The following is a 12,597-nucleotide window of genomic DNA, read 5'->3' on the forward strand; positions in this document are numbered from 1 at the left end:
GCGGAGGCCCGGGACAGGGATCGAACAACCGGTTAAAATTACAAGCGGAAAGTAATGCTGCCGACATAGGTACGGCCGTTCTTGTAGAATGCCGCCGGACGATCGCGCGTCCCGCTGTACTGCAGGTAGGTCTCGTCGAGCAGATTCTGCGCGTTCACAGTCAGCGAGATGTTCTTGGTCAGCGCCAGCGACGCCGAGGCGTCGAGCTGGTTGTACGGCGCCACCATGTCGACCGAGTTCAGGCGACCGATCGCCCGGAAATAGGAGGAGCGATAATTGTAGCTCACCCGCGCCTGGAACGGCCCCTTCTCGAAATACGGAATGACGTTGACGGTATGCTTGGACAGGTACGGCAGGTTGAGATCTCCCGTAATTCCCGGGATCACCGACGTGGAACTGTCCTGATATGCATAGTTCGCCTGAATGCCGAAGCCGCCCCAGATCTCCGCCTGACCGTTCACCAGCACGCCGTTGACCTTCGCCTTGCCGGCGTTGATCGGACTGGAGAGGCGATAGGTGTTGACCACGCGTCCCTCGAGCGAGTTGAAGAAGCTCTGGTTGGTGATGGTCGTCGACAGGATGTAATTGTCGATCTCGCGGCGGTACAGTTCGAGCGACAGCAAGGCGCCGGCACGCGGGTAGAATTCTGCGGTGATCTCGTAGTTGGTCGACTCGTACGGCTTCAGGTTCGGGTTGCCGCCGCCCGCGTCGAGCGTCGTGTCGTTCTGCGAAATCGACGCCGCCAGATCCTGATAGCGCGGCCGCGAGATCACTTTGGCCGCCGCACCGCGTACGATGAACTGCGGGGATACTTCATACGCGACGTTCAGCGCCGGCAGGAACTTGAGGTAGTCGGTCGACGTGCTGGTCGGGACCGGTACCGGGTTCGGGTTCGCCGCCGTTGGCAGCGACAGCGCGTAATAGGATACGTCGCGGGTATAGACCAGGCGACCACCCAGGTTGCCGCGCAGGCCGTTGCCGTCGAAATTGACCTGGACGTAGCTGGCGGCGGTCCGCTCCTCGACGCGGGTCGACGCGCCGACCTTGGTGAACAGCGGGGTGTTGATGCTGTTCGCCAGAATGTCGATCACGGCTTCGCGCGGCAGATTCAGATACTTGGTGGCGGTGCCCGAACCGCCGGTGCCGTCGAAGATACCGTCCGGGGTCGTGAGCGTGGTCACGCCCAGCTGATTGCCTAGCTGCGAGCTGGTCAAATAGCTGTTGATGCCGCGCGCGTCGATCCGGTTGACGTGGTCGGTGATGCGCGCGCCGATCAGGACCTGCTTGAAGAAGCCGTCGCCGAGCGGAACGACCGCGTCGAAGCCGCCGAAGATGTCGCGGTCGGTGGTGACGCTATAGTCGAGACCGCCGATCTGCGCCGCATTCAGCTGCGTACCGTTGACGTTGAACGGGCGGCCTTCGATCGTCACCAGCTGATTGCTGGGGTTGGTGAAGTAGTTCGCCGGGTTCGTCAGGTCGCCGGTGAAGTTCACCTCTGCCGTGGTCGGGGTGATCGCATAGCTGAACGGCAGCTTGGTCTGCACGTTGAACAGATATTCAGGATTGCGCCCGCCGGTGGCCTTGCTCCAGCCGCCGAGGAAGGACACCTTTGCGCCGTTGTCGCCTTCCCAGTCGGCGAAGAAGTTCAGATTGTCGGTCTTCAGCTTCGTCGAGCGGACCAGCGTGTCGAGCTGCGCATTGCGCTGGCTGGTGGCCGCGCCGAACGAGGCGGCGGTGACCAGGCCGTTGGTGATGGTGGCCGATTGCAGGTCCGCACCGCTCCACGCGCCCGGAATGGTGTACATCGACTGGCTGTAGTTGTTGTAATTGCCGTCGATGTGCAGCCCGTTCAGCGTCAGCGTCAGGTTGCTGGCCGGACGATATTGCACCGTTCCCGACACGCTGGTGCGCTCGCGCTGTTGCTGGAAATAGGCATAATTGATGCCGAACGGCAGCGTGGCGTTGGCCAGATCGTTGCGGTTGCCGCCGGTGATGGTCGCATTCGGGTTCTTCAGTACCGGCTGGCCCGACGCGTCACGCACCAAGATCGGGTTGCCGCTCGCATCGCGCGTCGGATCGCCGTTGGCGTCGTTGACGGTCTGGAAGAAGCGACCATCGCCCCGCTCGTAACCGAAGAATTCGATGCCCGAACGGACCAGCTGCTGCTTGTCATAGGTGCCCGCGACGAGGAAGCCGAACGTCTCGTCGGCGTTCTTCCAGCTGTACAGGCCCGAGCCGCGGATGCTGCCCTTCTCGGAACGGTCGTTGTAGGTGTAGCCGCCCGAGGCGAACAGCGAATTGGCGTCCAGCTCCAGCGGACGCCGCGTGCGCACGATCACCGTGCCGCCGAGGCTGCCATCCTCCAGCCGCGCTTCGGGCGACTTGTAGACCTCGAGCCGGTCGACCAGTTCCGGTGCGAGCAGCGAATAGTTGAAGGTGCGGCTCGACGGATCGTTGTCGTTGCCGCCCCAGTCGGCGGAGGCGAGGGCATGGCCGTCGAGCAGCATGCGGTTGAGCGCCGGATCGGTGCCGAGGATCGCGACCTTCTCGCCCTCGCCGAAGCGGCGGTCGATCGACACGCCGGGAATATGTGCCAGCGATTCCGCGACGTTACGATCGGGAAACTTGCCGATGTCCTCGGCCGAGATCGCGTCGACGACCGCATTGGCGTTGCGCTTCAGCTCGATCGCCTGGCGAAGGCTGCCGGCATAGCCGGTGACGACGATGTCGTCGCCGACCGCGTCTTCGGTAGACGCCGCGCCGCTGGGCGGCGTGGTCGACGGCGGCGTGGTCGTTTCCTGCGCGTGCGCCGTACCGGCAAAACCCAGCAGGGCGGTGGTGACCAGCATGTATCGACGCAAGCGCATGTCAAATCCCCTCAAAGGCGCGACACGGTCGCGCCTGTCCCTCGGTATGCCGGCGGGAGGGCGGTGCTTGTGCACCGCGTTTCCTCCCGACCAGATCCACAATTGGTAATAGGACCAAATTATACCGAAGGATATGAAAAGTTACGTTAGAATTTCATCTGCAAAATGAAATTTTAATGTTTTCGGATGGATGTGACTTTTTTGCGACACCGCAAGGGATGTCGCGGATCGGTTGTGGTGCGGGCCGCCTTTGGTTACGGTCCGGCTCCGTCGCGCGCCGGCTGTGCGTCCGAAGGAATGGGGAGCGACGTGGATGGCCTTTTCGGACGAGGTGGGACGGTTTCGTGAGGGCAATGCGGCGCCACTATATCTGCAGCTACAACAGGTTATCCGTGACGCCATCCAGGGCGGGATCCTGAACCAAGGCGACGCGATCCCCGCCGAGCGTGACCTGGCGACCGAATATGACGTGTCGCGGATCACGGTCAGGAAGGCGATCGGCGGGCTGGTCGAGGACGGCCTGCTGACGCGGCGCCGCGGGGCGGGAACGTTCGTCGCCGGCCGGGTCGAGAAAAGCTTTTCCAAGCTGTCGTCCTTTTCGGAGGACATGGCGGCGCGCGGCAAGACGGCGTCCAGCAGCTGGATCAGCCGGGTCGCAAGCACGGTGAACCCGGAGGAGAGCATGGCGCTGGGTCTGTCACCCGGCGCGCCCGTCTTCCGGTTCCAGCGTATCCGTCACGCCGACAACGAACCGATGGCGCTCGAGATGTCGGCGATCGCCGGCTATTGCCTGCCGTCGGCGGATGCGGTGCAGGACTCGCTCTACAGCGCGCTCGACAAGGCGGGGAGCCGGCCGGTGCGCGCGCTTCAGCGGCTGCGCGCGGTGCCGTTCGGGCCGGAACATGCGAAGATGCTCGGCGTCGACGCCGGGCATGCCGGGCTGCTGATCGAACGGCGCGGGTTCCGCCGCGACGGGCGTGCCGTGGAGTTCACGCGCTCCTATTATCGCGGGGACGCCTATGACTTCGTTGCGGAATTGTCGGACCTGTAAGGCGGGCAGCGTCGTCATCCCCGACGTCGCGGGGATGACGATCCAGGTCAGGCGGTAAGTACCGCCGCGTCGGCAACGAGCAGGTGCAGCGTTCGGTCGGCCGGGCGTGCCACGGCACGAACCCCCAGCGACCGCAGCGCCGCCTCGTCCACCGACGCGCCGGCGAGCGTCACGCGGACGCGGCCGGGGTGAAGGCTCGCGCCGCGAACGTTCGCAGCCCCGCCCAATGCCTTGAGCGTCTCGGCCGACAGCACGACGGGGGCTTCGCTGATCGGGTCCGCCACCGATGTCGGGGCGACCGAGACGCCGCCGGCCGCCAACGCATCGCGGATCTCCACCGCGACGACGTCCGCGATCGGGCCGAGCACCACCTGCAACGCGGTCGCGGACGGGCGGATCAGCCCGCGCGCGCCCAGCGCCTTCAATGCCGCATCGTCGACCGCCGCCTGATCGCGGACGTTGAGGCGAAGGCGGGTGGTGCAGGCGCCGACCTCGGTCAGGTTCGCGGCCCCACCCAGCGCGCGCGCAAAGGCGGCGCCGCGCTCGCCGGCCGCGACGCTCGCCGGGGCACCGGCCTCGAGCGGCTCGCGCCCCGGCGTCTTCAGGTCGAAGCGCGCGATAAAGAAGCGGAACAGCCCGTAATAAAGCGCAAAATACACCGCCCCCACCGGTAGCAGCAGCAGCGGGCGGGTCGCGCGGTTGTAGTTCAGCACATAGTCGAGCAGCCCGGCGGAGAAGCCGAAGCCCAGCTTCACGCCCAGCGCGTTCATCAGCGCCATCGACGCGCCGGTCAGCACCGCATGCACCGCGTAGAGCACGGGGGCGAGAAACATGAAGCTGAACTCGATTGGCTCGGTCACGCCAGTCAGCGCGGAGGTGAGCGCGAGGCTGAACAGCATTCCTCCGACCGCCTTGCGCCGCTCCGGCAGGGCGGCATGGTACATCGCCAGGCAGGCGGCGGGCAGGCCGAACATCATGACCGGGAAGAACCCCGCCATGAACGCGCCCGCGCTCGGATCGCCCGCGAAGAAGCGGCGGAGGTCGCCGGTGGTGCCGTGATAATCGCCCATCACGAACCACACGATGTTATTCAGCAGATGGTGCAGCCCGGTGACCAGCAGCAGCCGGTTGAGCAGTCCGAACAGGAACAATCCCGCTCCGCCGGATGCCGCGATGCCGTAGCTGAGCCGGTCGATGCCGCTGGCGATCGCGGCGAAGCCGGTGCCGATCACGACCGCGAGGACAAGGCCCGCCAATCCGCTGACGATCGGCACGAAGCGGCGGCCGCCGAAGAAGGCGAGATATTCCGGCAGCTTGATCGTGGAGAACCGATTGTAGAACAGCCCGCCGACCAGCCCGGAGAGGATGCCGGCCGGCACGTCGAGGCGCGCGATCGCCTTGGCCTTCCACGCCGCGACCGCCAGATCGGCGGAGGGCGCGGCGAGCCCGGCGGTCACGTCCGGCGGGACGGCCAGCAGCACCTTGGCAGCTTCCGTCGCGACCAGGAAGCAGACGACGCCCGCCAGGCATGCGGCGCCGTTGCCGTCGCGCGCGAACCCGGTGGCGACGCCGATCGCGAACAGGAGGCCGAGATGCGAGAAGATCGCGTCACCCGCCGCGCTGACGAAGGCGATGTCTAGCAGGTCCGGCTGGCCCAGGCGGAGCAGCAGCCCGGCGATCGGCAGCACCGCGATCGGCAGCATCAACGCACGGCCGAGCGGCTGGAGAGTGCCGAGGATTGACTTCATCGCGCAAACTCCCGTGCAAGGCGGCGGACTGCGGCGGCATCCGGACAGGCGAGCGCGGCGCGGGCATGATCGCGCGCCGCCGCCAGATCGACGTCGCGAACCAGCGCCTTGATCTCCGGCACCGCCGCCGGAGCCACCGACAATTCGGTGACCCCGAGCCCGAGCAGGATCGGGACGGCGAGCGGATCGGAGGCAAGGCTGCCGCAGACGCCGGTCCAGCGGTGCCGCAAGGCCCCACCGCGCACCGTCTCGCCGATCAGCCGCAGCACCGCGGGATGCAACCCGTCGAGCGCGCCTGCCACCGCCGCATTGCCGCGATCCATCGCCAGCGTATATTGGGTTAGGTCGTTGGTGCCGATCGACAGGAAGTCGGCCTCCGCCGCCAGCAGGTCGGCACCGATCGCTGCGGCGGGTGTCTCCACCATCACGCCCAGTTCGATATCGCGCACGCCGCCGCTCAGCCGGTCGAGCACGTCGCGCACGCGGAGCAGTTCGTCGACGCCTGCGACCATCGGCACCATGATCCGGCAGCGTCCGCGCGGGCGGACGGCGAGGATCGCCTTGAGTTGATCCTCGAGAATGTGCGGGTGCGCGAGGACGACGCGAACGCCGCGAAGTCCGAGCGCCGGGTTCTCCTCGCCGTCGATCGGCAGGTACGGCGCGGGCTTGTCGCCGCCGATATCGAGCAGGCGGACGATCAGCGGACGACCGTCCAGCGCGTCGACGACCGCCTGGTAATCGGCCGTCTGCTCCGCGATGTCGGGTGCGGTATCGCGATCGAGGAACAGCAATTCGGTGCGCAGCAGCCCGCAGCCCTCCGCGCCGTTCCTCACCGCAACGGCGGCATCCGCGGGCGAACCGCAATTGGCGAACAATTCGATCCGCGTGCCGTCGGCGGTGCGGCATTCCTCATCCGCGCGCGCCATCGCGGCGACGCGGCGGGCGGCGGCGGCAACGACGCGCGCTTCGGCATCGGCCAGCGTTTCGGCAGAGGGCGTGGCATGGAGCAGCCCGGCCCCGGCGTCCAGGATCACGCGGGTACCGGCGCCCACGTCGCGCAGCGCATCGCCCAGCGCCACCAGCATCGGCACGCCGCGCGCCGCGGCGAGGATCGCAACGTGCGAGGTCGGCCCGCCGCGCACGACCGCCAACCCGGCGAGCCGATCGAGATCGAGCGCCATGAACTGCGAGGGTAGCAAGTCGTCGGCCACCAGGATCGCGCCCTGCGGAAGCGCCACGCCCGCGTCCTCCACCCCCATCAGCCGCGCGATCAGCTGGCGTTCGAGGTCGCGCATGTCGTCCGCGCGCTCGGCAAGCCGCGGGTCACCCCCGGAGCGTAGCGCATCGGCCTGCGGCCGGATCGCGGCGCGCCACGCGAAAGCGGCGCTGCGCCCGTCCGCGATCATGGCGCGCGCGGTGCCGAGCAGCGCCTCGTCGGACAGCATCGCGGCGTGGGCGTCGAGGATCGCGCGCATCGGGCCGCTGGCGGTGGCGGATCGGGCGATCAATTCGCCGGACAGCGCGGTGCAGGCATGCGCAAAGGCGGCTTCTTCCGCCGCGATCCCGCAGCCGTCGCTCGGCACGTCGAGATCCTGCACGTCCCAGCGCGCGACCGGGCCGATCGCCAGCCCCGGCGCGGCGGTGACGCCCGCGATCGCGCCCGCGGGCACCTCGGTGTGGCGAGGCGGCGCGGCTTGGCGCGGGGGCGCGGCGGGTTCTTCGGTAATGCCGTGCAGGATCAGATCGGCGACCGCCGCAACCGCTGCCTCGGCCTGCGCGCCGGTTGCGGTGATCGTCACCGCATCGTTGTGCGCGACGATCAGTGAGAGAAGCCCGACAGGGCTGGTTGCGCTGGCGGGGGCGCCGCCCTGCTTGGCGAGCGTCACGACGGCGTCGAAGCCGCGCGCGACTTCGGCGATGCGTGCCGCGGGGCGGGCGTGGAGGCCGTGCGGCAGCGGCACGGCGATGGTGCGCGTGGCGCTCGGCCCGTCGCTCGTCGCCTGTGCGGCCGATGCCGCGCGCGGGGTGAGCGTCATGAAGGCGTCGCCGACCGCGACGGTGCCCGGCGCGACGTGCGTGTCGACCGCGAACCGCTCGCCGTTGGTGACCACGATCGGGGTCACCGCGGCGCGCGCCTCGCGCACGATCAGGTCCAGGTCGAAGCGGATCAGCGGCTGCCCGCGCGTCACATGCTCTCCTGCCGCGACCAGCGGGGTGAAGCCGCGGCCGCCCAGGTTCACGGTGTCGAGCCCGATATGGATCAGCAGCTCCGGCCCTTGGGGGGCGCGGAGCGTGATTGCGTGGGCGGTCGGTTGCACGGTGATCACGCATGCGTCGCAGGGTGCGACCAATGTATCGCCAATCGGATCGATCGCCACGCCATCGCCCAGCATCCGCTCCGCAAAGACCGCGTCCGGCACCTCGTCCAGCGGACCGGCCCAGCCGTCGAGCGGCGCGAACAGCGAAAGGGGGGCCATGGCGTCTCCGGAGAAAGGGTCAGGCGACCGGTTGCGCACCGATCCAGGTGCCGGCGGGATGGAGGTCGTGCGTCAGGATCGCCCAGTCCGCGCGCTGTCCGACCGCCAGTGTCCCGCGCTCGTCCGACAGGCCGAGGAACGCCGCCGGGCTCGTCGCCGCCAGCCCCGCCGCCGCCTCGGGCGCGAGGCCGAGCCGCGTGACCGCGCCGCGCACCGCGCCCGCCATGTCGAGATCCGAACCCGCCAGCGTCCCGTCGGCGCCGACGCAGCGGCCGCCCTCGACACGGATCGGCTTGCCCTGCAACACGAAGTCCTTCTGCGCGGCGCCGACGCACGGCATCGCATCCGACACCAGCATGAAGCGATCCGCCGGGCGCGCGCGCAACGCGATACGCAACGCGGCATCGTCGACGTGGAAGCCGTCGACGATGATCCCGCACCAGGCGCTGTCGTTGTCGAGTGCGGCGCCGACCACGCCGGGCGCGCGGTGCACGAGCGGCGACATGGCGTTGAACAGGTGCGTCACGCCGCTGGCACCCGCCGCGAAGGCGGCGGTGGCGGTCGCATAATCGGCGTCGGTGTGCCCCAGGCAGACGCGCACGCCGGCGGCGACCAACGAGGCGATCTGCTCGGCGGAGACGCGCTCGGGCGCCAGCGTCACCATCACCCGCCCACGGCGCGGCGCGGTGAGCAGGGCCAGCAGTTCGTCGTCGAGCGGCCGGAAGCGCGCCGGATCGTGGATGCCCTTGCGCGCGACACTGATGACGGGACCCTCGACGTGGATGCCGATCACACCGGGCACGCCCGCCTCGATCGCGGCATCCACCGCCTCCAGCCCGCGCGCGATCACGTCGGGCGTGTCGCTGATGAGCGTCGGCATCGTCGCGGTGGTGCCGTAGCGTGCGTGGGCGGCAGCGATCGTCGCCAGGCCGTCGACCGTCGGCGTGTCGTTGAACAGCACGCCGCCGCCGCCGTTCACCTGCGTGTCGATGAAGCCGGGCATGACCCAGCCGCCGCCAAGGTCGTGCGCGTCCGCATCGGCCGCCGCGTCGATCGCGACGATCCGCCCGTCCGCGACGGTGAAGGTCGCGTCGGTCAGCGTGGCCGAGGGCGTGACGACATGGCCGTTGGTGAAGCTGTGCCGCGTCATAGCGTGCGGGTAACCTTGCTCAGGTGGAGAGGGGCGTCGGGATCCAGCCCGCGCGCGACCGACAGGGCATTGGCCATGCGGTAGAAACTCTGGATCGCCAGAATCGGCTCGATCGCGGGATGATCGGCGAGCGCGGGCGGGTGGCTGTCGCCGTCGGCGCTCGCGTCGGCGAGCGCGACGCGCGCGCCGCGCCCCGCGAACTCGGCCGCCGCCTCGCGCACGCCGTCGCCGGCGGTGTCGGAGGTGGCGAAGGCGATCAGCGGAAAGCCTTCGTTGACGATCGCCATCGGGCCGTGGCGAACCTCGGCGGCGCTGAACGCCTCGGCATGGAGTGCGCAGGTTTCCTTGAGCTTCAACGCCGCTTCCTGCGCGATGCCGAAGCCGAGCCCGCGCCCGATCACGAACAGGTTGTTGGCGTCGACCAGCATGTCGACCACCTCGCGCCAGTCGAGCGCCCAGGCGGCGGCGAGCCGCTCGGGCAGCCGCGCGACCGCCTGACGCAGACCGTCGTCCTCCGCCCATTCCGCGACCAGCAGCGCCAGCGCGGCGAGCGCGGTGATGTAGGATTTGGTCGCCGCGACGGACTTTTCCGGTCCGGCCATCAGCGGCACCAGCGTGTCGGCGGCGGCGGCGAGCGGCGAATTGGTATCGTTGACCAGCGCGACGACGTGCGCGCCCGCCGCCTTCTGCGCGGCGACGGTGGCGAGCAGGTCGGGACTGCGCCCGCTTTGCGAGATCGCGATGCACAGCGGCGCGGCCGGGGTCTTCACCGCCGATTCGTACACCGACGCGACCGAGGGAGCGGCAGAAGCGACCGGCACGCCGACGACGGTCTCGATCAGATATTTGCCATAGGTTGCAGCATGATCCGAGGAGCCGCGCGCGCAGGTGACGACCACCGCGGGCGGCGCGGCACGCAGCAGCCGCGCAAGATCGCGCGCCGTCTTCCGATTGGCGTCCAGCATCCGCGCGACCGCGGCGGAAGCCTCGCCGGCTTCGGCGAACATCAACGTCTGGTCGGCACGAGTGGTCATGTAGAGGCGCTTCCCCGGAGCGGTCATCCCGCTGCACATCGTCCTAAGTCATAGATTGGTATTGTTCAAGCCCGCTGCGAACGCAAGATGGCGGCAAGTTCGCCGACCGTCGTTGCGTCGGTGCGCCTTTCGATCGTCGCGCTGAAGCCGAAGCGCGCGAGCGCCGGATCGCCCGCGGGGACGGCGGTGCGGCACGAGGCGTGGACCTCGCGGACGCCGGTCGACAGCAGCGCCGGGAGCGTCGCCGCCGACACGCCGCTGCCCGCCAGGATCGTGATGCGCTCGCCGGCCTGCGCGACCAGCCGCGCCAGCATCGGCAGCGCGTCGGCCACGTGAGGCGCGCCGCCCGAGGTGAGGATGCGATCGAAGCCGAGCGCGACCGCGTCCTCCAGCGCCCGGGGCAAGTCGGGCACGAGATCGAAGGCGCGGTGCAGCGTCAGCGACAGCGGGTGGCCGCGCGCCGTCCCGCGTTCGCGCGCGACCGCGACCCAGTCGGCAAGCGTATCGATGTCGAGCCGACCGTCGTCGCGGCTGGCGCCGATCACGACCCCGGCCAGCCCGGCGTCGGCGGCGGTGCGGATGTCCTCGGCGACCAGCGCACGCTCGGCGACGTCGTAAGCGAAGCCGCCAGCGCGGGGGCGGGCGAGGAGGTGGACCGGGAGCGGCGCCTGCGCGGCGGCGCGCACCAGCGAGGCGGGCGGGGTGAGCCCACCGAGGTCGAGCGCCGCGCACAGTTCGATCCGGTCCGCACCGCCGGCGACCGCCGCCGCGATGCCGCGCGCGTCCTCGACGCAGACTTCCAGCAGCGGTCCGTTCATGCCGCGAACAGCGATGCGGCCTTGTGAACCGTCGTGCGCCCGGCCGCGTCGGTGACCGCATAGGTGAAGCCGGGCAGCAGGCAGAAGGCGCCGACGCGTCCGCGCGGATCGAGCGCCAGGAAGCCGACCTGCACCCCCTTGATCGCCGGCCCGCGCAGCCGCGCGATGTGTCGGACCACCTCCTCGCACGCCTGTTGCGGCGACAGCCCGCCACGCATCGATGCGACGACGCGCGCGCTGCCGGAGACGCGGGTCACCTCCTCGCCGAGCCCCGTCGAGGTCGCGCCGCCGACGCCGCGCTCGACATAGAGCCCGGCGCCGACCTGCGGCGAATCGCCGACGCGGCCGCGCATCTTGAACGCCATGCCGGAGGTGGTGCAGGCGCCCGCCATGCGACCATCGGCGCGACGGGCGAGCAGCCCGATCGTGTCATGGTCGAGCGCACCGCCCGGCGTGACGTGCCGCCGCGTGCCGTAGGTGCCGGTCTCGCTGTTGGCGACCGGTTGATAATCGGCGGTTTTCAGCCAGTCGCGCCATGCCTGCTCGGCCTCCGGCGTGAGCAGATCCTGCTGCGGAAAGCCTTGATCCTTCGCGAACCGCGTCGCGCCTTCGCCGACCAGCAGCGTGTGCGGCGTCTTCTCCATCACGCGGCGCGCGACCGAGATCGCATGGGTCGTATTCTCCAGCGCGGCGACCGCGCCGACGCCGCCGGCATCGTCCATGATGACCGCGTCCAGCGTCACATGGCCGTCGCGGTCCGGGTAGCCGCTATAGCCGACCGAGTGGTTGTTCGGATCGGCCTCGGGCACTTTCGCGCCGGCCTCGACCGCGTCGAGCAGCGAGCCGCCGGCCGTCATCGCGGCGAAAGCGGCGTCGTTGGCGGCGGCGCCGAAGTCCCAGGTGGAGACGATGATCGCCGGGGTGGCGGGTGTGGCGCGCGCCGCCAGCGGCGCGGCGGCGCCGAGCGCCGCGATGCCGGCCATCATCGACCGTCTGTCCGTCATTCCACCCTCCACCCCGTTTCGTGCGTGCGGCTAGCATGCACGTCCTGGCGTCGGTCGCAACCAACATTGGTATGGTGAATGGTAGGGTCAGGTATGGAGGGCACGATCGGGCCGACAGGACCAATCGTCCGATCGCCGATCACGCGGGGGCGCGCCGGTACCGCAACATTGCGCTGCGGTGCCGGCACGACCGCGAAAATACCGGCGTGCGGACGTCCAACGCCGGCAAATTAACAGTGTCGATCAGCGCTGCGGCGCGCGACGGGCCAGAAACACCACCATCGCCAGCGTGCCGAGCGCGCCGACCGCACCCACGCCGATCACCATGAAGCTCGGTATGTCCATCATCCTCTCCCTGCCGCCGTCATGGGCGGCTTTTCGTTTTGTGCGTCGGAGAGTGGACGCAAGTACGGGCGGCCGCAACCGATAAGTCGCGGCGGCATGATTG

General features: G+C 69.3%; 8 protein-coding genes. 1 reads left to right on the plus strand and 7 read right to left on the minus strand.

All coding sequences use genetic code 11. From position 1 onward, the window contains the following. Positions 1–38 precede the first annotated feature (38 nt). A complete protein-coding gene (locus J2Y58_RS00820) occupies positions 39–2,867 on the minus strand; it encodes a TonB-dependent receptor (RefSeq protein ID WP_310097247.1) in 2,829 nt (942 codons plus the stop codon). A 313-nt stretch (positions 2,868–3,180) separates the two neighbouring features. On the opposite strand from J2Y58_RS00820, the gene J2Y58_RS00825 reads away from it, so the two are divergent. After that, the gene (locus J2Y58_RS00825; protein ID WP_310097250.1) at positions 3,181–3,918 is read left to right on the plus strand and encodes a GntR family transcriptional regulator; all 738 of its coding nucleotides are present in this window, start codon (positions 3,181–3,183) and stop codon (positions 3,916–3,918) included. 47 nt (positions 3,919–3,965) lie between these two features. Here J2Y58_RS00825 and nagE read toward each other — a convergent pair whose 3' ends face one another. From nagE to J2Y58_RS00855, 6 genes are all read right to left on the minus strand, one after another. After that, the gene (gene nagE, locus J2Y58_RS00830; protein WP_310097253.1) at positions 3,966–5,666 is read right to left on the minus strand and encodes an N-acetylglucosamine-specific PTS transporter subunit IIBC; all 1,701 of its coding nucleotides are present in this window, start codon (positions 5,664–5,666) and stop codon (positions 3,966–3,968) included. Then, the gene (gene ptsP, locus J2Y58_RS00835) at positions 5,663–8,143 is read right to left on the minus strand and encodes a phosphoenolpyruvate--protein phosphotransferase (protein WP_310097257.1); all 2,481 of its coding nucleotides are present in this window, start codon (positions 8,141–8,143) and stop codon (positions 5,663–5,665) included. Before ptsP ends, nagE begins: the two co-directional genes overlap by 4 nt. A 19-nt stretch (positions 8,144–8,162) precedes the next feature. After that, entirely contained in the window at positions 8,163–9,293 is a 1,131-nt protein-coding gene (gene nagA, locus J2Y58_RS00840; RefSeq protein ID WP_310097261.1) for an N-acetylglucosamine-6-phosphate deacetylase, read from the minus strand. Further along, positions 9,290–10,327, minus strand: coding sequence for an SIS domain-containing protein (locus tag J2Y58_RS00845; protein ID WP_310097264.1), 1,038 nt, complete (start codon positions 10,325–10,327; stop codon positions 9,290–9,292). The genes nagA and J2Y58_RS00845 overlap by 4 nt, the downstream gene beginning before the upstream one ends. Positions 10,328–10,392: 65 nt before the next feature. Beyond that, positions 10,393–11,145: a copper homeostasis protein CutC gene (locus J2Y58_RS00850; RefSeq protein WP_310097267.1), complete on the minus strand. Its 753-nt coding sequence runs from the start codon at positions 11,143–11,145 to the stop codon at positions 10,393–10,395. Continuing rightward, the gene (locus tag J2Y58_RS00855) at positions 11,142–12,149 is read right to left on the minus strand and encodes a N(4)-(beta-N-acetylglucosaminyl)-L-asparaginase (protein WP_310097270.1); all 1,008 of its coding nucleotides are present in this window, start codon (positions 12,147–12,149) and stop codon (positions 11,142–11,144) included. The genes J2Y58_RS00850 and J2Y58_RS00855 overlap by 4 nt, the downstream gene beginning before the upstream one ends. Positions 12,150–12,597: the final 448 nt, after the last annotated feature.

Origin of the sequence: Sphingomonas sp. BE138 (genome assembly GCF_031456125.1) — a bacterium.
In the GTDB taxonomy this organism is placed as follows: domain Bacteria; phylum Pseudomonadota; class Alphaproteobacteria; order Sphingomonadales; family Sphingomonadaceae; genus Sphingomonas.